Below are 22373 nucleotides of genomic sequence, written 5' to 3' on the forward strand. Positions count from 1 at the left end.
TTCTGGGCCTCCAAGATCGCCGCCGCCAACCAGAGCGCCGGCGCCGGCGACCTCCTCATGAACGTCATCGCCGCCGCCGTCATCGGCGGCACCAGCCTCTTCGGCGGCCGCGGACGCACCTGGAACGCCCTCCTGGGCGTCATGGTCATCGTCTCCATCCAGTACGGCCTCGCCCTCGAAGGCATCGCCACCCCCATCCAGTACATGATCACCGGCGGCGTCCTCCTCGCCACCGTCGTCATCGACTCCATCACCCGCAAGACCCAGAAGACCGCAGGCCGCGCCTGACACCCCCGCCCAGTGCCCGGCACCCCACAGGTGCCGGGCACTGCTGCGTCCGTGCCACAGCCGTGACACGGAACGCACTGCCGGATGACCAAGATCGCGGCCGGAACATTAGACTCGGGCAATCGGCATGCTCGATCAGCTCAATGCAAGGAGGCACGGGTGGCACTGCTTTCCCGAATCAGGGGACCGCGCGACCTGGACCGGCTCGGCCCGGAGCAGCTGGAGCAGCTGGCCGCAGAAATCCGGACCTTCCTCGTGGACGCCGTGTCCAAGACCGGCGGCCACCTGGGACCCAACCTCGGTGTGGTGGAGCTGACCATCGCGCTCCACCGGGTCTTCGACTCGCCCCGGGACAAGGTCCTGTGGGACACCGGACACCAGAGCTATGTGCACAAGCTGCTGACCGGCCGTCAGGACTTCTCGAAGCTGAAGATGAAGGGCGGCCTCTCCGGCTACCCCTCGCAGGCCGAGTCCGAGCACGACGTCATCGAGAACTCCCACGCCTCCACCGTCCTCGGCTGGGCCGACGGCCTGGCCAAGGCCAACGAGGTCCTGAAGAAGGACGACCACGTCGTCGCCGTCATCGGTGACGGCGCCCTGACCGGCGGCATGGCCTGGGAGGCGCTGAACAACATCGCCGCCGCCAAGGACCGCCCGCTCGTGATCGTCGTCAACGACAACGAGCGCTCCTACGCCCCCACCATCGGCGGCCTCGCCAACCACCTCGCCACACTGCGCACCACCGACGGCTACGAGCGCTTCCTGGCCCGCGGCAAGGACATCCTGGAGCGCACCCCGGTCGTCGGGAGGCCGCTCTACGAGACGCTCCACGGCGCCAAGAAGGGCCTCAAGGACTTCATCGCCCCGCAGGGCATGTTCGAGGACCTCGGACTGAAGTACGTCGGCCCCATCGACGGCCACGACATCGAGGCCCTGGAGTCCGCGCTCGCCCGCGCCAAGCGTTTCGGCGGACCGGTCATCGTCCACTGCCTCACCGAGAAGGGCCGCGGCTACCAGCCGGCCCTCGCCGACGAGGCGGACCGCTTCCACGCGGTCGGCAGGATCCACCCCGACACGGGCCTGCCGATCTCCTCCTCCGGCCTGGACTGGACCTCCGTCTTCGGCGAGGAGATGGTCAAGCTCGGCAAGGAGCGCGAGGACGTCGTCGCGATCACGGCGGCGATGCTCCAGCCCGTGGGCCTGGACAAGTTCGCCAAGGCGTTCCCCGACCGGGTGTACGACGTCGGCATCGCCGAGCAGCACGGCGCGGTCTCCGCGGCCGGCCTCGCCACCGGCGGCCTCCACCCCGTCTTCGCCGTGTACGCCACCTTCCTCAACCGCGCCTTCGACCAGGTGCTGATGGACGTGGCCCTGCACCGGTGCGGCGTGACCTTCGTCCTCGACCGCGCGGGCGTCACCGGCACGGACGGCGCCTCCCACAACGGCATGTGGGACATGTCGATCCTCCAGGTCGTGCCCGGTCTGCGGATCGCCGCGCCGCGCGACGCCGACCAGGTCCGCGCCCAGCTCCGCGAGGCGGTCGAGGTGGACGACGCGCCGACCGTGGTGCGCTTCTCCAAGGGCGCGGTCGGTCCCGCGGTCAAGGCCGTCGGCACGGCGGGCGGCATGGACGTCCTGCGGCACGCCGGTACCGAGCGGCCCGACGTGCTGCTGGTGTCGGTCGGCGCGCTCGCCCCGATGTGCCTGGAGATCGCCGGTCTGCTGGACGCCCAGGGCATCTCGACGACCGTCGTCGACCCCCGGTGGGTCAAGCCCGTGGACGAGGCCCTCCCCCCGCTCGCCGAGCGCCACCGCGTCGTGGTCACCGTCGAGGACAACAGCCGCGTCGGCGGTGTCGGCTCCGCGATCGCCCAGGCCCTGCGCGACGCGGGCGTGGACGTGCCGCTGCGCGACTTCGGCATCCCGCCGCGCTTCCTCGACCACGCCTCCCGCAAGGAGGTCATGGCGGAGATCGGCCTCACCGCGCCGGACATCGCCCGTCAGGTCACCGGCCTGGTCTCCAAGCTCGACGGCAGGGTCGGCAGCGAGGCGGTCGAGCCGGTCGAGCCGGTCCGCGACTGACACCCCGCCACATCCGGTACGGGCCGGATGTGGACATCCGGCACCGATCGCGTGAGCATGACGTGCCGACCACGGGCCGGAGGGACACCCTGTAAGGGTGGTCCCTCCGGCCCATTCGGTTGAACGGGCGCCCCTTGGGTACTCCGCGGACCACCCATCGTCCCGATCATTACCGGGACGACACATGTGGAGGTGCAGCGGTGAGCACAGAGACAGACCCAGCGGGCGGCCGGGGCGGGGCCTTCCGTACCAAGACGGTCGAGCAGTCGATCCGGGACACGGAGGAGCCGGAGCACGCTCTCAAGAAATCCCTGTCCGCCCTCGACCTCACGGTCTTCGGCGTCGGCGTCATCATCGGGACCGGCATCTTCGTCCTCACGGGCAAGGTCGCCAAGGAGACCGCCGGACCCGCGACGGCGCTGGCCTTCGTGGCCGCCGGTATCGTCTGCGCGCTGGCGGCCCTGTGCTACGCCGAGTTCGCCTCCACCGTCCCGGTGGCCGGTTCCGCGTACACGTTCTCGTACGCCTCGCTCGGCGAGCTGCCCGCCTGGATCATCGGCTGGGACCTCGTCCTGGAGTTCGCGCTCGGCACGGCGGTGGTCGCGGTCGGCTGGTCCGGCTACGTCCGCTCGCTGCTGGACAACGTCGACTGGCATCTGCCGACGGCCCTGGAGGGGCCGGACGTCGCGGGAGGCACCTTCGACCTGCTGGCCTTCCTGCTCATCCTCGTGCTGACGGCGATCCTCGTCCTCGGCATGAAACTGTCCGCCCGGATCACCGCGGTCGTGGTCGCGATCAAGGTGACCGTGGTCATGATCGTGATCATCGCCGGCCTGTTCTTCATCAAGGCCGACAACTACAAGCCGTTCGTCCCCGAGGCCCAGGGGCAGACCTCCGGCTCCGGCTGGGACGCGCCACTGGTCCAGCTGATGTTCGGCTACGAGCCCACCAACTTCGGCGTGATGGGCATCTTCACGGCCGCGTCGATCGTCTTCTTCGCCTTCATCGGCTTCGACGTGGTGGCCACCGCCGCCGAGGAGACCAAGCTGCCGCAGCGCGACATGCCGCGCGGCATCCTCGGCTCGCTGCTCATCTGCACCGTGCTCTACGTGGCGGTCTCCCTCGTCGTCACCGGCATGCAGCACTACAGCGAGCTGTCGGTGACCGCGCCACTGGCGGACGCCTTCAAGGCGGTCGGGCATCCGTTCTACGCGGGTGTGATCAGTTTCGGCGCCGCGGTCGGCCTGACGACCGTCTGCATGATCCTGCTGCTCGGCCAGACCCGGGTGTTCTTCGCCATGAGCCGTGACGGGCTGCTTCCCCGGTTCTTCTCCAAGACCCACCCGCGCTTCCGCACCCCGTACCGTCCGACCATCCTCCTCGGCGTGGTCATCGCGGTCGTCGCCGGCTTCACCAGCATCAACGAGCTGGCGGCCCTGGTGAACATCGGCACGCTGTTCGCCTTCGTGGTCGTCGCCCTCGGTGTGATCATCCTGCGCCGTACCCGGCCCGACCTGCACCGCGCCTTCCGGACCCCCTGGGTGCCGTTCCTGCCGATCGTGTCGATCGCCGCCTCCGTGTGGCTGATGCTCAACCTGCCGTCCGAGACCTGGTTCCGCTTCGCGGTGTGGATGCTCATCGGCTGCGTCGTGTACGTCCTCTACGGGCGCAAGCACAGCCGCCTCGGCAACAGGGGCCAGGACGCCCGCTACTAGGCCGTGTCCGGCCCATCCCGCCGGGCGCGCGACGCCCGGCAGGCCCCGGCCCGTGGCCCGGCGCCCAAGGGCCCCCGTCCGGCCCCGCCTGCCGCTGTCAGCGGCGGCGGACCGACCGGGGGCCCGCGCACCGTGCGCCGTGGGCGGTGACACGCTCCCGCAGTCCCCGGTCGGCGGTCACCACGACACACGGGCGGCCCTCCCGCTCGGCCCGGGCGGCGAGCCCGGCGATCGCGTCGTCGCCGCTCCCCGGCGCGGCCTCGACCCGGACGCCGGGCACGGACGCCACGGGGCGGGCGGCCCCCTCCACGACCAGCACGATCGCGACCGGGCCGGACACCGCCTCCTGGCCGTCCGGCGCCGCCAGCGCGTCCCGCAGGCGTTCGGTGGCGGCCCGCCGGTCCCGCCACCAGCCGTCCGGCACCGAACCCACGACATTGGCCGCGTCCACGACGAGCAGGGTGTCCATGCGGCCAGCTTGGCAGGCACCTGCCGCGGGCGGTGAAATACGGGGTCGGCGTTCCCGCGGCGTCCGGGGACTGAGACACTGTGGGGTGGTGACCGAACACCCACTCGACCCCTTTCAGACGCGATGGACTGCCCATGGCTACTGCGCCCGTGACGACTTCCCCCGACAGCGGACCACAGGGCTCGCCCCACGTCTCCGGAAGCTGGCTGACCCGGGGGAGGGACGGCCGGCTCTCCCTTTTCCTGCCCGGCGAGCAGGAGGTGGTGCGCTGGACGGAGCACGGCTCCGGCTGGCAGGGACCGGACAGGCTGCCGGCTCCCGGCGTCCTGCCCCGGGTCACCGTCGCCCAGGGCGAGGACGGCTATGTGCACCTCGTCGGCGGCCGGCGCACCGCCACGGGCGACCTGGAGCTGGTCCACGCCGTGCAGTTCCAGACCGGGCGCCCCATGCTGGGCTGGTCGTCGCTGGGGCACCCCAACAGGATCGCGAAGTGGACGGGCGACCCGGCAGCCGTCGTCGACGGGGCCGGCCGCCTGTGCGTGGCGCTCAAGAACGGCGGCGGGGGTGTGAGCGTCCGTCTCCAGCAGACCAACGGCGGCTGGGGACGCTGGCAGGACCTCGGCGGCCGGCGGGTCCGCGAGACCCTGGCCGCCGCCGTCGACGGGGACGGGCTGGTCGAACTCTTCGTCGCGGACGCCACGTCCGTCGCCCGGTGGACCCAGGAGAAGCCGGGGGCCGCCTTCACGGCGGCCGAGCGGCTCACCGTGAAGACCACGCCCGCGGTGTTCTCCGCGATGACCACGCAGAGCGGCGAGGTGGTGCTGTTCTTCAGCGACGAGGACGGCACCGTGCGGCGCTGGGCGCCCGGCCACGAGGAGGACGCCCGGCTGCTGCTGGAGGCCGCGGGCCCCGGCCCGCTGGTGCCGGCCACCGCCACCATCGACGGCCACCCCTGCACGGTCCTCGCCCAGGAGACGGCCGACGGGGAGGTGGCGTTCGCCGCCTACCCGACCGGGAACGAGGACGCGGGGGCCTGGTGGACGCCCACGGCGCCCGGCGCGGGGAGCGGCCTGTCGCTGGCCCTGCGCCCGCACGGGGAGCAGGGTCTCGTCGCCGCGGTCCTGCCGCCCGGCGGACAGCCGCTCCTCAACCGGCAGAAGACGGCCGAGGGCGGGTTCGCCCTCGGCCGCTGGAAGCCGCTGCACTGACCCCCTGACCGTTCCGGGGGACGCCCCCCGGAACAGCGACCGGGCCGTACGGGAGACTCCCGTACGGCCCGGCCGCTTCTCGGACGGACCCGCCCGTGCTACGCGGGCACGCTCGCGACGCCCGGTGCGAGGAACGGCTTGCCGTTCACGCGCTGCGAGACACCCTCACGGTCCAGGTACGGCGTGATGCCGCCCAGGTGGAAGGGCCAGCCGGCGCCCGTGATCAGGCAGAGGTCGATGTCCTGGGCCTCGGCGACGACGCCCTCGTCCAGCATCAGGCCGATCTCCTGCGCGACGGCGTCCAGGACGCGGTCGCGGACCTGCTCCTCGGTCAGGACGCTGTCGCCCTGCTTCAGGAGCGCGGCGACCTCGGGGTCCAGCTCCGGCCTGCCGGAGTCGTAGACGTAGAAGCCCCGCTTGCCCGCCTCGACGACGGCCTTCAGGTTGGGGGAGACGGTGAAGCGCTCCGGGAAGGCGCGGTTCAGGGTCTCGGAGACGTGCAGACCGATGGCCGGGCCCACCAGCTCCAGCAGGACCAGCGGCGACATCGGCAGACCGAGCGGCTCGACGGCCTTCTCGGCGGTGGCCACCGGGGTGCCCTCGTCGATGACGTTCTGGATCTCGCCCATGAAGCGGGTGAGGATGCGGTTCACCACGAACGCCGGGGCGTCCTTCGTGAGGACCGCGGTCTTCTTCAGCTTCTTCGCGACACCGAAGGCGGTGGCGAGCGAGGCGTCGTCCGTCTGCTCGCCGCGGACGATCTCCAGCAGCGGGAGGATCGCGACCGGGTTGAAGAAGTGGAAGCCGACGACCCGCTCCGGGTGCTGCAGCTTGGACGCCATCTCGGAGACCGACAGCGACGAGGTGTTGGTGGCGAGGATGGCGTGCGCCGGGGCGACCGCCTCGACCTCCGCGAACACCTTCTGCTTGACGGACATCTCCTCGAACACGGCCTCGATGACGAAGTCCGCGTCGGCGAAGCCCTCGGCCTTGTCGAGCACACCGGTGACCAGGGCCTTGAGGCGGTTGGCCTTGTCCTGATTGATGCGGCCCTTGCCGAGCAGCTTGTCGATCTCGGCGTGGACGTAGCCCACGCCCTTGTCGACGCGCTCCTGGTCGATGTCGGTCAGCACGACCGGCACCTCGAGGCGGCGCAGGAACAGCAGGGCGAGCTGCGAGGCCATCAGACCGGCGCCGACGACACCGACCTTGGTGACCGGGCGGGCCAGCGACTTGTCCGGGGCGCCCGCGGGGCGCTTGCCGCGCTTCTGCACCAGGTTGAAGGCGTAGATGCCGGAGCGCAGTTCGCCGCCCATGATGAGGTCGGCCAGCGCCTGGTCCTCGGCGTCGAAGCCCTTCTGGAGGTCGCCGTCCTTGGCGGCCTCGATGATGTCGAGGGCCCGGTAGGCGGCCGGGGCGGCGCCGTGCACCTTGGAGTCGGCGACGAAACGGCCCTTGGCGACGGCCGCGTCCCATGCCTCGCCGCGGTCCACGTCGGGGCGCTCGACGACGATCTCGCCCTTGAGGACGGACGCCGTCCAGATCAGCGACTGCTCCAGGAAGTCAGCGCCCTCGAAGATGGCGTCGGCGATGCCGAGGTCGAAGACCTGGGCGCCCTTGAGCTGCTTGTTCTGGTTGAGCGAGTTCTCGATGATGACCGAGACGGCCTTCTCGGCGCCGATCAGGTTCGGCAGGATGGTGCAGCCGCCCCAGCCCGGGACGAGGCCGAGGAAGACCTCGGGCAGTGAGAAGGCCGGGATCGCCTGCGAGACGGTGCGGTAGGCGCAGTGCAGGCCGATCTCGACACCGCCGCCCATCGCGGCGCCGTTGTAGTAGGCGAAGGTCGGTACGGCGAGGCCGGACAGACGCTTGAAGACGTCGTGGCCGCCCTTGCCGATCGCCAGCGCGTCGGAGTGCTGCTTCAGCAGCTCGACGCCCTTGAGGTCGGCGCCGACCGCGAAGATGAACGGCTTGCCGGTGACGCCGACGCCGACGATGGAGCCCTCGGCGGCCTCCTTCTCGACCTGGTCGAGGGCGGCGTCCAGGTTGGCCAGCGACTGCGGGCCGACGGTAGTCGGCTTGGTGTGGTCGTGGCCGTTGTCCAGCGTGATGAGCGCGAAGCGCCCGGCGCCGGCGGGGAGGTCGAGGTGGCGCACGTGCGCCTGCGTCACGACCTCGTCGGGGAACAGCTCGGCCGCACCCTTCAGGAGCTCTGCGGTGGTGCTCACTTGTCGCCTCCGGCGTCCTTGTGGTGCGGGTTCTCCCAGATGACGGTGGCGCCCATGCCGAAGCCGACGCACATGGTGGTGAGGCCGTAGCGGACCTCGGGCTGGTCCTCGAACTGCCGGGCGAGCTGCGTCATCAGACGCACGCCGGAGGAGGCCAGCGGGTGGCCGAAGGCGATGGCCCCGCCGTACTGGTTGACGCGGGCGTCGTCGTCGGCGATGCCGTAGTGCTCCAGGAAGGCCAGCACCTGCACGGCGAAGGCCTCGTTGATCTCGAAGAGACCGATGTCCGAGATGGACAGGCCCGCCTGGGCGAGGGCCTTCTCGGTGGCCGGGATCGGGCCGTAGCCCATGACCTCGGGCTCGACGCCGGCGAAGGAGTACGAGACCAGGCGCATCTTGACCGGGAGGTTGTTCTCCCGGGCGAAGTCCTCGGAGGCGATGAGCGAGGCGGTGGCGCCGTCGTTCAGGCCCGCCGCGTTGCCCGCGGTGACGCGGCCGTGGACGCGGAAGGGCGTCTTCAGGCCGGCGAGCGACTCCAGGGTCGTGCCCGGACGCATCGGCTCGTCCGCGGTGACCAGGCCCCAGCCGGTCTCGCCGGCCTCGGGGTTGGTGCGGCGCACGGAGACCGGTACCAGGTCCTGCTGGATCTTGCCGTCGGCGTACGCCTTGGCGGCCTTCTCCTGCGAGCGCACGGCGTACTCGTCGGCGCGCTGCTTGGTGATGGTCGGGTAGCGGTCGTGCAGGTTCTCGGCGGTCATGCCCATGAACAGGGCGGACTCGTCGACGAGCTTCTCGCTCACGAAGCGCGGGTTCGGGTCGACGCCCTCGCCCATGGGGTGGCGGCCCATGTGCTCGACGCCGCCGGCCACGGCGATGTCGTACGCGCCGAAGGCCACGCTGCCCGCGACCGAGGTCACGGCGGTGAGGGCGCCCGCGCACATGCGGTCGATGGAGTAGCCCGGCACGGACTGGGGCAGCCCGGCGAGGATGCCGGCGGTGCGGCCGATGGTCAGACCCTGGTCGCCGATCTGGGTGGTCGCGGCGATCGCGACCTCGTCGATCTTCTTGGGGTCGAGCGCCGGGTTGCGGCGCAGCAGCTCCCGGATGGCCTTGACGACGAGATCGTCGGCGCGGGTCTCGTGGTAGATGCCCTTCGGGCCCGCCTTGCCGAACGGGGTGCGGACGCCGTCGACGAAGACGACGTCCCTGACGGTACGAGGCACGATGGCTCTCCTCCAGGGTGCGGGGTGGCACTGCTGCGGCGCACACGCCTGAGCGTGCGCTTGCTCGTCCCATGCTACTTGCGGGTAACCAGGCTGCCCACCCCTTCGGGCGGGAGCGGCGAAGGTCACACCCAGTAGTGGCTCTCCCCGCACCGGCGGTCCGCCCAAACAGCGTGACGCCGGTCCGTCCGCCGCCGGTCAGGTGCCCGGGCCCCGCCCCGGAGCCGGTGCCCCGGCCGGAGCCGTCCCGGCGCGGTCGGTGCGCAGGGCCTGGCGCACCGACCAGAGCACGGCGACCAGCGGCACCGCGGCCACCGCGCCGATCACCCCGGCGGCGACCGCGCCCCCGATCACGGCCAGGGCGACGACCACGGGGTGCAGCCGGACCGCCCAGCTCATCACGATCGGATGGAGCAGATGGCCCTCGATCTGCCCGATCACCACGATCAGGGCGACCACGATCCCCGCCACCAGCGGCCCCTTCGTCGCCAGCGCCACCACCGCCGCGACGGCGAGCGCGACGGGCGACCCGATGAGCGGGATGAAGGCGGCGACGAACTCCAGCAGCGCCAGCGGTACGGCCAGCGGCACGCCCAGGGCGAACAGCGCGATGCCGACGAGGACGGCGTTGACCGCGGCCACCAGCAGGATGCCGTGGGTGTAGCCGGTGAAGGTGCGCCAGGCGGCGGAGCCGGCGACGGACACCTGTTCCCGGGCGGCGGCGGGCAGCTCGTCGCGGAACCAGGCCCACTGGCGGTCCCCGGAGTGGATGAAGAAGACCGAGCAGAACACCGCCAGCGCGAGCACCGTCAGCACCTCCACGAGCCGGTCGGCTCCGCTGATGGCGGTGCTGATGACGGTGGAACGGTGGCTCGACAGGAACCGGCCGATGCGGTGCTGGAGGTCGTTCAGGGCGTCCGGGTTCAGCCGGAACGGCGGCTGCTCCAGCCAGCGCTCGATCCGGTCGATCCCGGTGGCGAACTCCCGCATCAGCTCCGCCCGTTCGCCCGCCACCGCCTCGCCGACCAGCGCGCCGAGCCCGAGGAGCAGCAGGATGCTGCCGACCATGGCCACCGCCACGGCCGCCGGGCGGGGCATCCGGCGCGCCAGCAGGCCCGCCACCGGGCGGAGCACCGCCGTGATCACCAGGCCGAGGAAGACGGCGACGCCGAGCTTGTGGAACCGGCCGAGGAGGGAGAAGACCGCGAAGACCAGGGCGCCCACCACGATGATCCGCCAGGACCAGGCGGCCGCCGTGCGCAGGGGTTCGGGCACGCGCGGTGCGTCCCGTCCGGACGGCCGGGGGGGCGTCGGACGGGCGGGGTGGTCCTGAGGGCTGGACATCCCCAAGCTCGTACCACCGGGCGGGCTCCGCCCCACGCGGGCGGAGCACAGTTCGCCCGAAGGCACGGATGCGGCGGGGCCGCGGTGGCCGGGAACGGAGCGGGTGGGCGCCCGCCCGCGCCCTTCGCAGGGCCGTGGTCGGCCCGGGGCCGCCTCCCGGCGCCGGCCCGCCCGCGGGGCGGCCGCACCGGGGCCGGGGCGGGGCTACGCCCCCGGTGCCCGGACCTCCAGGGCCTTGACGAGCAGCGGGGTCGTCAGCGTGACCTGCCAGGCGCGGGCGCCGAGCGCGGTCAGCGCGGCGGAGACCGCGTCCGGGGTGAGGGGGGCGGGCGGCTCCCAGCAGACCCGGCGCACGGTGTCCGGCGAGAGCAGGTTCTCCTGGGGCATGCTCAGTTCCTCGGCGAGCGCCGTGACCGCCGCGCGGGCCGCGGACAGCCGGGCGGCCGCCGCCGGGTCCTTGTCCGCCCAGGAGCGCGGCGGCGGAGGGCCCGCCACGGACTGGCCGGGCTGCGGCAGCTCCGTGTCGGGCAGCGCCTTGGCGCGGTCCACGGCCGCCTGCCACTGCTCCAGCTGACGGCGTCCCATGCGCTGCCCGAAGCCGGGCAGGGCCGTGAGCGCCTGGACGCCCGTGGGCAGGGCGAGGGCCGCCTCGACGATGGCGGCGTCGCCGAGCACCTTCCCGGGGGAGACGTCACGCCGCTGCGCGATCCGGTCGCGGGTGTTCCACAGTTCGCGCACGACCGCCATCTGCCGGCGGCGGCGCACCTTGTGCATCCCCGAGGTCCGGCGCCAGGGGTCCTTGCGCGGCGGCGCGGGCGGGGCGGAGGCGATGGCGTCGAACTCCTCCAGGGCCCACCCCAGCTTCCCCTGCCGGTCGAGCTCCTTCTCCAGCGCGTCCCGCAGGTCGACGAGGAGCTCCACGTCGAGCGCGGCGTAGCGCAGCCAGGGTTCGGGCAGCGGGCGGGTCGACCAGTCGACCGCGGAGTGGCCCTTCTCCAGCGCGTAGCCGAGGACGCTCTCGACCATCGCGCCCAGGCCGACCCGCGGGAAGCCCGCGAGCCGCCCGGCGAGCTCGGTGTCGAACAGCCGCGTGGGACGCATGCCTATGTCCCGCAGGCACGGGAGGTCCTGGGTGGCGGCGTGCAGGATCCACTCGGCGCCGGCGAGCGCCTCGCCGAGCCCGGAGAGGTCCGGGCAGCCGACCGGGTCGATCAGGGCCGTCCCGGCGCCTTCGCGGCGCAGCTGGACGAGGTAGGCGCGCTGGCCGTACCGGTAGCCCGACGCGCGTTCCGCGTCGACGGCGACGGGGCCGGATCCGGCGGCGAAGGCGGCCGTCACCGCGGCGAGGGACTCCTCGTCGGCGACGACGGGCGGGATGCCTTCACGGGGCTCCAGCAGGGGGATGGGCAGTCCACCGGCAGGGACGCCGTTGTCCGGGGGAGCGCCCCCGGTGGTTCGCAGTGATGTCTGCGCTGCGGTCTCTTGGGCGTCGGTCACGTGTCAAGGGTATCCGTGAACGGAAGACGCCCGTCGACGGAACGTTCCGTCGACGGGCGTGGAGGGCGGGACGGGGGTGATCAGTGGATGATTCCGGTGCGCAGGGCGACGGCGACCATGCCGGCGCGGTCGCCCGTGCCGAGCTTGCGGGCGATGCGGGCGAGGTGGCTCTTGACGGTGAGTGCGGACAGGCCCATGGAGACGCCGATCGCCTTGTTCGACTGGCCCTCCGCGACCAGGCGCAGGACCTCGACCTCACGTCCGGACAGCTCGCGGTAGCCACCCGGGTGGCTCGGGGTACCCGGGGGGCGGCGGTGCATCCGGCCGGCCGCGGCGCCGATGGGGGCGGCGCCGGGACGGGTGGGGTGGCCGATGTTGGTGCGCGTACCGGTGACGACGTAGCCCTTGACGCCGCCGGCGAGGGCGTTGCGCACGGCGCCGATGTCGTCGGCGGCCGACAGGGCGAGCCCGTTGGGCCAGCCCGCGGCGCGGGTCTCGGACAGCAGGGTCAGCCCGGAACCGTCGGGCAGATGGACGTCGGCCACGCAGATGTCGCGCGGGTTGCCGACGCGGGGACGTGCCTCCGCGATGGACGACGCCTCGATCACGTCGCGGACCCCGAGTGCCCACAGATGGCGGGTGACGGTGGAACGGACACGGGGGTCGGCCACGACGACCATGGCCGTCGGTTTGTTCGGGCGGTAGGCGACCAGGCTTGCGGGCTGCTCGAGAAGAACGGACACCAGGCCTCCTGGAAGGTGCGGGACGGGGCCGGCTCGGGGAGTAAGCCGGGGGCGAACCGTGCAGTTAGGTCATTGACCTCTTCGGCACCGAACCCGTCCGCCTTTAGAGAATGATCACGATTTAGTGAGGAACAATTCGGGCAAATCGGACGCGTGATCGATCATGGTACGGACGGTCCGTGCGCCGGCACGGCCCTCTCCGGCCCTCCGGGGCCCTCGCGCCCGGCGGCTCAGGGCTGCTGCGGACCGCGCCGCTGCGGCAGCGACACCACGCCCGTCGCCCAGTCCGCGGCACCCGAGGGCGAGGGCGGCAGGCCGGCGATCTGGCACAGCAGATCGCACCAGGCCGCGAGGTGCGCGGCGGTGTCCGGCACGCCCCCCGCCCCCTCCTGCGGGGTCCACGAGGCCCGGATCTCGATCTGCGTCGCCGGACGCCGGTCGGAGAGTCCACCGAAATAGTGAGAGCCCGCACGCGTGACGGTGCCGCTCGGCTCGCCGTACGCGAGCCCGCGGGCCTCCAGCGCACCCGTCAGCCACGACCAGCAGACCTCCGGCAGCAGCGGGTCGGCCGCCATCTCCGGCTCCAGCTCGGCGCGCACCAGCGTCACCAGCCGGAAGGTGCCCTGCCAGGCGTCGTGCCCCGCAGGGTCGTGCAGCAGGACGAGTCTGCCGTCGGCGAGGTCGTCGTCGCCGTCGACCACCACCGCCTCCAGGGCGTAGGCGTGCGGCGCCAGCTTCTGCGGCGGCCGGGTCGCGTCGACCTCGATCTCCGGCCGCAGCCGCGCCGAACGCAACGCCTCCACCGCCGAGCCGAAGGCGGGCGGCACGGCATTCTGCTCCGCGCGTTCCGTCGCGCCGATGCCGTTGGAATGATCGGAAGAATGTCCCTGAGCCGCAGCCATGCGGGGAAGAGTAGGCGGAACGGCGGCCTCGCGCAGGGAGGGACACCCGGCCCGGGGCGGCCGGTTGTTCCGTACGTGCGAAGATTCAGTGCGTGAGCGCCAACGACCTTCCCCACGCCCGAGGCTCCGCCCGCACGGGGGACACCCCGGCAGCGGGCCGGCAGACCGAGACCCACGACTCCGCGTTCCTCAGGGCGTGCCGCCGCGAGCCGGTGCCGCACACGCCCGTCTGGTTCATGCGCCAGGCCGGACGCTCGCTCCCCGAGTACCTGAAGGTCCGTGAGGGCATCGGGATGCTCGACTCGTGCATGCGGCCCGAACTGGTCACCGAGATCACCCTCCAGCCCGTGCGGCGCCACAAGGTCGACGCGGCCATCTACTTCAGCGACATCGTGGTCCCGCTGAAGGCCATCGGCATCGACCTCGACATCAAGCCCGGCGTGGGCCCCGTGGTCGCCGAGCCGATCCGCACCCGCGAGGACCTGCGTCGGCTGCGCGACCTCACCCCGGAGGACGTCCACTACGTCACCGAGGCCATCGGGATGCTCACCCGCGAACTCGGCCCGACCCCCCTCATCGGCTTCGCCGGCGCGCCGTACACCCTCGCCAGCTACCTGGTCGAGGGCGGCCCCTCGCGCAACCACGAGAACACCAAGGCGCTGATGTACGGCGACCCGCAGCTGTGGGCCGACCTGCTCGACCGCCTCGCCGACATCACCGCCGCCTTCCTCACCGTGCAGATCGAGGCCGGCGCCTCCGCGGTGCAGCTCTTCGACTCCTGGGTCGGCTCCCTCGCCCCCGCCGACTACCGCCGCTCGGTCATGCCGGCGTCCGTGAAGGTCTTCGACGCCGTCGCCTCCTACGGCGTGCCCCGCATCCACTTCGGCGTGGGCACCGGCGAACTCCTCGGCCTGATGGGCGAGGCGGGCGCGGACGTCGTCGGCGTCGACTGGCGGGTGCCCCTGGACGAGGCCGCGCGCCGCGTCGGCCCCGGCAAGGCGCTCCAGGGCAACCTGGACCCCGCCGTGCTCTTCTCCACCCCGGACGCCGTCCGCGCGAAGACCGGCGAGGTCCTCGACGCGGCGGCCGGCCTGGAGGGACACATCTTCAACCTCGGCCACGGCGTGCTCCCCACGACGGACCCGGACGCGCTGACCCGCCTGGTCGCCGACGTCCACGAGCGGACCGCGCGCTGAACCGGCGGGGGCGGGCATCCCTGGGTGCCCGCCCCCGCCGCGTCACATCCCGGCCTGCCGCACCGCGGCGACCGCCTTGCGGGCGGCCACCAGCACCGGATCCCAGACCGGGGAGAACGGCGGCGCGTAGCCGAGGTCGAGTGCCGTCATCGCCTCCACCGTCATCGACGCCGTCAGGGCCACCGCCGCGACGTCCACCCGCTTCGCCGCGCCCTCCCGGCCGACGATCTGCACCCCCAGCAGCCGGCCCGTGCGGTACTCGGCGAGCATCTTGACCGTCATGGGCGCCGCGCCCGGGAAGTACCCGGCGCGGCTGGTGGACTCCACGGTGGCCGTCACGTACCGCAGGCCGGCGGCGCGCGCGTCCTTCTCGCGCAGCCCGGTACGGGCGATCTCCAGGTCGCAGACCTTGCTGACGGCCGTGCCGACCACACCGGGGAAGGTGCCGTAGCCCCCCGCCGCGTTCGCGCCGATGATCTGGCCGTGCTTGTTGGCGTGGGTGCCCAGCGCGATGTGGCGTTCCCGTCCCGACACCAGGTCGAGGACCTCCACGCAGTCGCCGCCCGCCCAGACGGCGTCCTGGCCGCGCACCCGCATCGACAGGTCCGTCAGCAGCCCGCCGTGGCTGCCGAGCGGCAGGCCGGCCGCGCGCGCCAGGGTGGTCTCCGGCTCGACGCCGATACCCAGCACCACCACGTCCGCCGGGTACTCGGCGTCCTGCGTCGCCACCGCGCGCACCCCGCCGTCGTCGCCCGTCAGGACGCCGGTCACGGTCGCACCGGTGACCGTCGTGATGCCCATCGCGGACATCGCGTCGTGGACCAGGCGGCCCATGTCCGGGTCGAGCGTCGACATCGGCTGCTCGGAGCGGTCGACGACGGTCACCTCGAACCCTCGCCGCAGCAGCGCCTCCGCCATCTCCACCCCGATGTACCCGGCGCCGATGACGACCGCCCGCCGGCCGGGGGCGCGGGACAGGGTGTCGAGCAGCGCCCGGCCGTCGTCCAGGGTCTGCACACCGTGCACCCCGGGCGCGTCGATGCCGGGCAGCGCCGGACGCACCGGACGGGCCCCGGTCGCGATCACCAGCTTGTCGAAGTCCGTCCAGGACTCGGTGCCGGACTCCAGGTCGAGCGAGCGGACCCGGCCGCCCGCGAGATCGAGTTCGGTGACCTCGGTGCGCATCCGCAGGTCGATGTCCCGTGCCCGGTGCTCCTCGGGGGAGCGGGCGATCAGCCGGTCCGGGCCGTCGACGTCGCCGGCCACCCAGTACGGGATGCCGCACGCCGAGTACGAGCTGAAGTGACCGCGCTCGAACGCCACGATCTCCAGCTCGTCCCGGTCCTTCGTCCTGCGGGCCTGCGACGCGGCGGACATGCCCGCCGCGTCGCCCCCCACGATCACCAGTCGCTCCGTCGTCATGGGAACACGCTACGGGGCACGGCCCCTTCAGTCCCGCGTGCCCTCCCCGGGGTCCGCCGGCCGCGGCGGGGCCGTGGCCTGCGACGTCCCCGGATACGACGGGAGCCCGGCGCCCGGCGTCCCGGCCGGTGCGGTGGTGTCCCGTCCGCGGCGGGACCGCCACGGGCGGATCAGCAGGCGCCACAGCACGTACAGCGCCGCGCCGACCGCCGCGAACGGCGCGACGGCACCCAGCACCACGGCGATCCAGCGCACCGTGGCGACCAGCGCGTCCCAGCCGCCGCCGAGGGCGTCGAGGAAGCCCGGCGCGCCGTCGTCCTTCTCCTTCTCCTCCCGTTCCGGCTCCGTCAGCACCAGCGTGATCGTCGCCAGCTCCGTACGGTCCTTCAGCGACGCCTGCTTGGCCAGCAGCGACTCCAGCTCGGCCTGACGGGAGCTCAGCTCCCCCTCCAGCGTGACCACGTCCGACAGCCTCGTGGCCCGCTCCATCAGCTCCCGCACCCGCGCCACGCTCGCCCGCTGCGTCGCGATCCGGCTCTCCACGTCGACCACCTGGTCGGTGACGTCCTTGGCGTCGGCCTGGCGGGAGAGCAGCCGGCCCGCGCCCGCGAGCTCGGACAGCACCGAGCCGTACGCCTCCTGCGGCACGCGCAGCACGACGCGCGAGGTCACATGGGTGCCGTCCGCGCGCTCGGTGGTCTCGTTCTCCACCCGCCCCCCGGCCTTCTCCGCCGCCGCCCGCGCGTCGGCGAGGGCGGCGGTCGCGTCCTTCACCTCCACGCTCAGCGAGGCGGTGCGGATGATGTGCGCCGCGTCCGGTGCCGACGTGCCGGCCGTCTCCTCCGGCCCGGCCTTCGCGTCCGCTTCCGTGGCCGCCCCGTCCGCGGCGCTGTCGGGCCCGGCGGCCCCCTTGGCCTTCTCCGCGTAGGCCGGTTTGGACTCCCCGGAGTCGCCGGATCCGGCCCCGCAGCCGGCGAGCGCGAGTGAGGCGGTGACGAACAGAACCGCGAACGTGCGTCGTGCACGCATGAGACCCCCCAGGTCGTGATGGTGAGCGGTTGCCCCTTCGACGTCCCACCCCCGTCCCCGGGTTGCCCCCCGCACGGTCCCGAAGCGGTCACGGTCGGGACTCGTTACGGGGTCGCCCCGGACGTTTGAGAGAGTTGGCCCCATGAACGGCCCCATGAAGGACACCCCCGCGCGTCACGTCGTCGTCGTCGGCGGCGGCATCGCCGGCCTCGCGGCCGCCCACCGGCTGACCTCCGCCGGAGCGCGCGTCACCCTCCTGGAGGCCACCGGCCGCCTCGGCGGCAAGCTGCACGCGGGACAGGTCGCCGGAGTGCCGGTGGACCTCGGCGCCGAGTCGATGCTCGCCCGCCGCACCGAAGGCGTCGGCCTGGCCCGCGCGGTCGGCCTCGGCGACCGGCTCCAGCCGCCCGCCGTCGCGGTCTCCGCGGTCTGGACCCGCGACGCCCTGCGGCCGCTCCCCAAGGGCCACGTCATGGGCGTGCCCGGCACGGCCGAGGCGCTCGCCGGCCTGCTCTCCCCGGAGGGCGTCGCCCGCATCGGGCAGGAGAAGGAGCTGCCGCCTGCCGAGGTCGGGGACGACGTCGCCATCGGCGAGTTCGTCGCCGCCCGGCTCGGCCGCGAGGTCGTCGACCGGCTCGTCGAGCCGCTGCTGGGCGGGGTGTACGCGGGCGACGCCTACCGGATCTCGATGCGCGCCGCCGTCCCCGGCCTGTTCGACGCGGTGCGCCGGCACGACGCCCTCCTCGACGCCGTGCGCGAGGTGCAGGCGAAGGGCGCCGCCCAGCAGGGCGCCGGGCCGGTGTTCATGGGGCTCGACGGCGGCATGGGCACGCTGCCGGAGGCCGTGGCCGCGGCCGTGCGCACCGCCGGCGGGGACATCCGCACGGCGGCCCCGGTCCTCGGCCTCGCCCCCGCCGCCGGCGGCTGGCGGGTGCGCACCGACCGCGAGACCCTCGCCGCCGACGCCGTCGTCCTCGCCACCCCCGCCTGGGCGTCCGCCGCGCTGCTCTCGGACGCCTGTCCGGCCGCGGCCGCCGAGCTGGGCGCGGTCGAGTACGCCTCCATGGCACTGGTGACCCTCGCCTTCCGGCGGGCGGACATCGGCGAACCGCCCGGCAGCGGCTTCCTCGTACCGCCCGCCGACGGCCGGTCGATCAAGGCCTCCACCTTCTCGTCCAACAAGTGGAGCTGGGTGGACCGGGGCTCCGGGGAACTGTTCGTGCTGCGGACCTCCCTCGGCCGCCACGGCGAGGAGCGGGCGCTCGACCGGGAGGACGCCGAACTGGTCGCCCTCTCCCTCGACGACCTCCGTGCCGCCGTCGGCATCACCGCCCGGCCGGTCGCCTCCGAGGTGACCCGCTGGACCGGCGGCCTGCCCCAGTACCCCGTCGGCCACCTGGACAGGGTCGCCCGCATCCGGCGGGAGGTGGCCGCGCTGCCGGCCGCCCTGCGGGTCTGCGGAGCGGTCTTCGACGGGGTCGGCATCCCGGCCTGCATCGCCGACGGGCAGCGCGCCGCCGACGAGATCCTCGCCACGCCGACCCCGGCGCGGGGCACACACCGGGACGCGGGAGAATAGCCGTATGAGTGCGCCCGAAAAGACCCCGAACGCAGGCAAGAAGGCCAAGGACCTCAACGAGGTCATCCGGTACACGCTGTGGTCCGTCTTCAAGCTGCGAGATGTGCTGCCCGAGGACCGGTCCGGCTGGGCCGACGAGGTCCAGGAGCTGTTCGACCAGCTCGGTGCCAAGGACGTCACCGTCCGCGGCACCTACGACGTCTCGGGGCTGCGCGCCGACGCCGACGTCATGATCTGGTGGCACGCGGAGACCGCGGACGAGCTCCAGGACGCCTACAACCGCTTCCGGCGCACCCGCCTCGGCCGCGCACTGGCCCCGGTGTGGTCGAACATGGCGCTGCACCGCCCCGCCGAGTTCAACAAGTCGCACATCCCGGCCTTCCTGGCCGACGAGACGCCCCGCGACTACGTCTCGGTCTACCCCTTCGTGCGCTCCTACGACTGGTACCTGCTGCCCGACGAGGACCGCCGCCGCATGCTCGCCGACCACGGCAAGATGGCCCGCGGCTACCCGGACGTGCGCGCCAACACCGTCGCGTCGTTCTCGCTCGGCGACTACGAGTGGATCCTGGCGTTCGAGGCCGACGAGCTGTACCGCATCGTCGACCTGATGCGTCACCTGCGTGCCTCCGAGGCGCGGATGCACGTCCGCGAGGAGGTGCCGTTCTACACCGGCCGCCGCAAGGACGTCGCCGACCTGGTGGCGGGCCTGGCCTGAGGCACCGGCCCCGGATCCGTCCGGGGCCCGCAGATGTGGAGGCAGGCCCGCAGCCGGCGGGCCCTGCCTCGTCGACCCGGAAGATCAGACGGCGTGCGGCGACCCCGCGCGGCGTTCCAGCGACACCGGGTCCGGCTCCGGGTGCGGCGCGCACGATGCGCGCCGCACCTGTGTCGTTCTCCCGCGGGGAGGTCCTCCGGGTATCCGGGTACCGGTCGACGCAGTCACCGGCGCCTCCCGCGAGGCCGTGCGCGCCCGCGTCCTCCTCCGTCACCGGCACGGATCCCCGCAGCCGCCGCCGGAGTTCCCCGCCTCGTACGGTTCGTACGGTCGCCGTGTACCGCTGGGCCGCCGGGACCGGGGTCGGCGGCGTCAGGGGACCCGGTGCGCCGGGCGGCCGCCGGTCAGCGCGACCCGCAGCTGCGGGTCGTCGAGCACGCCCACCCCGTGCAGGGCGACGGCGGTCAACCGGGCCTGCTCCGTGCCCTGTCCGGCCGCCGCGGCGCGCTCCGCGAACGCCGAGAGCAGCCGCCCGCCCAGCGGCGACGCGAAGCGGGTGTAGGGCCGCACCTCCATCGCCGCCATCGCCAGCGCGCCCAGCGTCAGCGCCAGGGGAAGCGTGAACCAGACGGCCACCGGGCCCGGTTCCCGGCCGGCGGGGAGCGTCAGCACCGCGCAGACGGCCAGCGCCGGTATCAGCAGGCTCGTCGTGCGGACGGCGCGTATCGCGGAGACCACGGCGGCCCGCGCCCGGTCCGGCACGGCGAGCCCGACCGTCACCAGACGGTCCCCGACGGCCCGGACGGCCTCGTCGGCGGCCACCGCCGTCCGCACCGCGGAGGTCCGCTCCTGCCCGGCGGGACCCGCCGCCGCGATGACCGAACGCTCCAGCGCGTCCTCGGTGTCCGGGTCCACCACCGTGGTCCAGCCCGTGTGCGCCAGCAGCAGCCGTCGCTGCCGGTGCATCGACACCAGCGTCAGGTCGGTGACCCGCCCCGGCCCGCCCGCCAGGAACGCGGCCTCGTGGAGCGTCAGTCCGGCCCCGTCCGCGCCGCGTCCGTCCGCCGGGCCCGGCATGCCGGACGGCAGGCGGGGGACGTCGGCGGCGGCCAGACACAGCCGCAGACAGCTGACGGCGGTGACGGCCCAGGCCAGTGCGAGGAGAAGGAGCCAGACCATGGCCGAGTTCTACGCGAGGCACGCGGCGGCGCGCCACAGGTATTCCACGATGCGGACCGCGGCCGGACCGCCCGCCGGTCGGCGGCGCCCGGCCGCGGGCGTCCCCTCAGGAACTCGACCCGCAGCTCGATCCGCCGCTCGACCCGCAGCTCGAACTCGAACTCCCGCAGCTCGAACCGGAACTGCCGCAGCTCGACCCCGAACTCCCGCAGCCGGAACCCGATGAGCCGCCGCACCCGGAGCCGCCACTGCCGTCGCCGCCACCCCACCCGCCGCCGGTGTCGGTCACGCCCGCGCACCACACCGGAGCCACGAACGCGGCCGAGCTGTGGACGTACGGGGAGGCGGCACGCGGCGCTCCCTGCCGGGCGGCGGCCGTCAGGAGCTCCCACAGCCCCCTGTCCGGCACCGCCCGCACCCCGCGCATCGCGACGATATCCGCCACGCCGTGACTTCCGGCGGAGGCGACTTGGAAGGCGACGAGGGCGTCCCGCCCGGCCGGTGTCACACGGCGGGCGGCGCGGCGGGACCGGGTGAACCCGAGCACGGCACCGGCCAGCAGCACCGGGGCCACCACGATGACGAAAGGCAGCCCGGTGGCCTCGTGTCCGACCCCCGCGAACTGGACGAACGTCACCACCAGCGACACGGGCAGACCGACGAGGCACAGGACGCCCTGCACGGCACCCCAGGTGGCCAGGCCCCGGTGCCCGGTAGGCACGGTGAGCAGTCCGCGGGCGGCGAGCGCGTCCCCGATCCCCTGGACGGCGGGAGCGCGCATCACCTCGCCCCGCACGGCCGCGAGTGCCCCGCTGGGTGCGAGGGCCGGGGCGTCGAGGACGGCGCGCTCCACCGGGTGGCGGGCGGTCGTGGACACCACGGAGACCACACCGGGCGCGCCGACACGGATCCGTCCGTCCGCGTGCAGCGAGGCGAGCGCGGCATCGGCGACCCTGGCCGGGCCGCCGGCGAGGAACGCCGCCTCGTAGGCGCCGAGTTGCGGGGCGAGGTGCGCGGGCGTGCCGCGCAGCGCGGCGGAGACCCGCACGGCGAGGAGCACCGAGGAGACGATCACGGCCGACCAGACGAGCAGGGCCAGTACGGTCATCGCGCTCACCGCCCCGCGCCGACGAGTGCCCTGCGCACCGCGTGGACCAGCCGACCGCCCCTGCGCGGCGGTTCGGGCGCGGCTCGCTCGGTCCACCAGAGCGTCAGCCGGCGCCGAGCCGCCTCGTCCTCGGGCCGGCCGTCGGCGAGGAGGTGCTCGGCGAAGTCGAGCGCGTCGCGCCGGTATCCGCCGCGCAGCGGGCGGAACCTGGCGTACGCGAGGAACGCCGGCCGGAAGCCCGGGCCGAGGATGTCCGGCAGCTCCGGTGCCACCTTGGCGACGACGCCCGCCCGCTTCGCGGCGAGCGCACGGCTCTGCACCCGCAGCCGCGCCACGTCGAAGCCGGTGGGCGCGGGGGTTCCGGCGACCAGCGCCGACAGCAGAGCGGCCTGCGCGATCCCCACCCGCGCCCACCGGCTTCGACGTGGCGCGGCTGCGGGTGC

General features: G+C 73.6%; 17 protein-coding genes and 2 pseudogenes. 7 read left to right on the forward strand and 12 right to left on the reverse strand.

Annotated features, from left to right (window positions below):
* The 3 genes and pseudogenes from EAO77_RS15730 to EAO77_RS15740 all read left to right on the forward strand — a co-directional run.
* Positions 1-288 (forward strand): annotated as a pseudogene (locus tag EAO77_RS15730) (sugar ABC transporter permease); the annotation flags it as partial.
* 159 nt (positions 289-447) lie between these two features.
* Positions 448-2370 carry a 1-deoxy-D-xylulose-5-phosphate synthase gene (gene dxs, locus EAO77_RS15735; protein WP_147988583.1) on the forward strand — a complete coding sequence of 641 codons (1923 nt, stop codon included), beginning with the start codon at positions 448-450 and terminating at the stop codon, positions 2368-2370.
* 200 nt (positions 2371-2570) lie between these two features.
* Positions 2571-4085: an amino acid permease gene (locus tag EAO77_RS15740; RefSeq protein ID WP_147988584.1), complete on the forward strand. Its 1515-nt coding sequence runs from the start codon at positions 2571-2573 to the stop codon at positions 4083-4085.
* A gap of 97 nt (positions 4086-4182) precedes the next feature.
* On the opposite strand, the gene EAO77_RS15745 is transcribed toward EAO77_RS15740, so the two are convergent.
* A complete protein-coding gene (locus EAO77_RS15745) occupies positions 4183-4554 on the reverse strand; it encodes an NTP pyrophosphohydrolase (protein ID WP_147988585.1) in 372 nt (123 codons plus the stop codon).
* Positions 4555-4688: 134 nt separating this feature from the next.
* Here EAO77_RS15745 and EAO77_RS15750 point away from each other — a divergent pair, with 134 nt between their 5' ends.
* Positions 4689-5762, forward strand: coding sequence for a hypothetical protein (locus EAO77_RS15750; protein WP_147988586.1), 1074 nt, complete (start codon positions 4689-4691; stop codon positions 5760-5762).
* A 98-nt stretch (positions 5763-5860) separates the two neighbouring features.
* Here the strand turns inward: EAO77_RS15750 and EAO77_RS15755 are convergent, their stop codons facing one another.
* The 6 genes from EAO77_RS15755 to EAO77_RS15780 all read right to left on the reverse strand — a co-directional run bounded on the left by EAO77_RS15755 (position 5861) and on the right by EAO77_RS15780 (position 13699).
* Entirely contained in the window at positions 5861-7990 is a 2130-nt protein-coding gene (locus EAO77_RS15755) for a 3-hydroxyacyl-CoA dehydrogenase NAD-binding domain-containing protein (RefSeq protein ID WP_147989158.1), read from the reverse strand.
* The gene (locus EAO77_RS15760; protein WP_147988587.1) at positions 7987-9213 is read right to left on the reverse strand and encodes a thiolase family protein; all 1227 of its coding nucleotides are present in this window, start codon (positions 9211-9213) and stop codon (positions 7987-7989) included. Before EAO77_RS15760 ends, EAO77_RS15755 begins: the two co-directional genes overlap by 4 nt.
* Positions 9214-9411: 198 nt before the next feature.
* The gene (locus tag EAO77_RS15765) at positions 9412-10488 is read right to left on the reverse strand and encodes an AI-2E family transporter (RefSeq protein WP_261993919.1); all 1077 of its coding nucleotides are present in this window, start codon (positions 10486-10488) and stop codon (positions 9412-9414) included.
* Positions 10489-10761: 273 nt separating this feature from the next.
* On the reverse strand, positions 10762-12054 hold the full coding sequence (locus tag EAO77_RS15770) for a ribonuclease D (protein WP_147988589.1): 1293 nt from the start codon (positions 12052-12054) through the stop codon (positions 10762-10764).
* 80 nt (positions 12055-12134) lie between these two features.
* Complete coding sequence (locus EAO77_RS15775; RefSeq protein ID WP_018847923.1) at positions 12135-12797, reverse strand: helix-turn-helix transcriptional regulator; 663 nt, start codon at positions 12795-12797, stop codon at positions 12135-12137.
* Positions 12798-13027: 230 nt separating this feature from the next.
* Positions 13028-13699 carry a DUF3000 domain-containing protein gene (locus EAO77_RS15780; protein ID WP_147988590.1) on the reverse strand — a complete coding sequence of 224 codons (672 nt, stop codon included), beginning with the start codon at positions 13697-13699 and terminating at the stop codon, positions 13028-13030.
* Positions 13700-13791: 92 nt separating this feature from the next.
* Here EAO77_RS15780 and hemE point away from each other — a divergent pair, with 92 nt between their 5' ends.
* Positions 13792-14895, forward strand: a complete 1104-nt coding sequence (gene hemE, locus EAO77_RS15785) for a uroporphyrinogen decarboxylase (protein ID WP_147988591.1) — start codon at positions 13792-13794, stop codon at positions 14893-14895.
* Positions 14896-14937: 42 nt separating this feature from the next.
* Here the strand turns inward: hemE and EAO77_RS15790 are convergent, their stop codons facing one another.
* Together EAO77_RS15790 and EAO77_RS15795 are read right to left on the reverse strand one after the other, a co-directional pair.
* Positions 14938-16317, reverse strand: a complete 1380-nt coding sequence (locus EAO77_RS15790; protein ID WP_147988592.1) for an FAD-dependent oxidoreductase — start codon at positions 16315-16317, stop codon at positions 14938-14940.
* Between the two features lie 27 nt (positions 16318-16344).
* On the reverse strand, positions 16345-17346 hold the full coding sequence (locus tag EAO77_RS15795; RefSeq protein WP_147988593.1) for a DUF4349 domain-containing protein: 1002 nt from the start codon (positions 17344-17346) through the stop codon (positions 16345-16347).
* Between the two features lie 142 nt (positions 17347-17488).
* On the opposite strand from EAO77_RS15795, the gene hemG reads away from it, so the two are divergent.
* Both hemG and hemQ read left to right on the forward strand, forming a co-directional pair.
* Positions 17489-18925: a protoporphyrinogen oxidase gene (gene hemG, locus EAO77_RS15800; RefSeq protein WP_147988594.1), complete on the forward strand. Its 1437-nt coding sequence runs from the start codon at positions 17489-17491 to the stop codon at positions 18923-18925.
* 4 nt (positions 18926-18929) lie between these two features.
* Positions 18930-19643, forward strand: a complete 714-nt coding sequence (gene hemQ, locus EAO77_RS15805) for a hydrogen peroxide-dependent heme synthase (RefSeq protein WP_147988595.1) — start codon at positions 18930-18932, stop codon at positions 19641-19643.
* A 372-nt stretch (positions 19644-20015) separates the two neighbouring features.
* Here the strand turns inward: hemQ and EAO77_RS15810 are convergent, their stop codons facing one another.
* The 3 genes and pseudogenes from EAO77_RS15810 to EAO77_RS15820 form a co-directional block, all read right to left on the reverse strand.
* Positions 20016-20822: a TIGR04222 domain-containing membrane protein gene (locus EAO77_RS15810; protein WP_147988596.1), complete on the reverse strand. Its 807-nt coding sequence runs from the start codon at positions 20820-20822 to the stop codon at positions 20016-20018.
* 106 nt (positions 20823-20928) lie between these two features.
* Positions 20929-21930 (reverse strand): TIGR04222 domain-containing membrane protein, encoded by a 1002-nt coding sequence (locus EAO77_RS15815; protein ID WP_147988597.1) that lies wholly within the window; start codon positions 21928-21930, stop codon positions 20929-20931.
* Between the two features lie 5 nt (positions 21931-21935).
* Positions 21936-22373 (reverse strand): annotated as a pseudogene (locus EAO77_RS15820) (hypothetical protein); the annotation flags it as partial.

The sequence above is a fragment of the Streptomyces sp. T39 genome (assembly GCF_008042045.1).
Classification (GTDB): Bacteria; Actinomycetota; Actinomycetes; order Streptomycetales; family Streptomycetaceae; genus Streptomyces.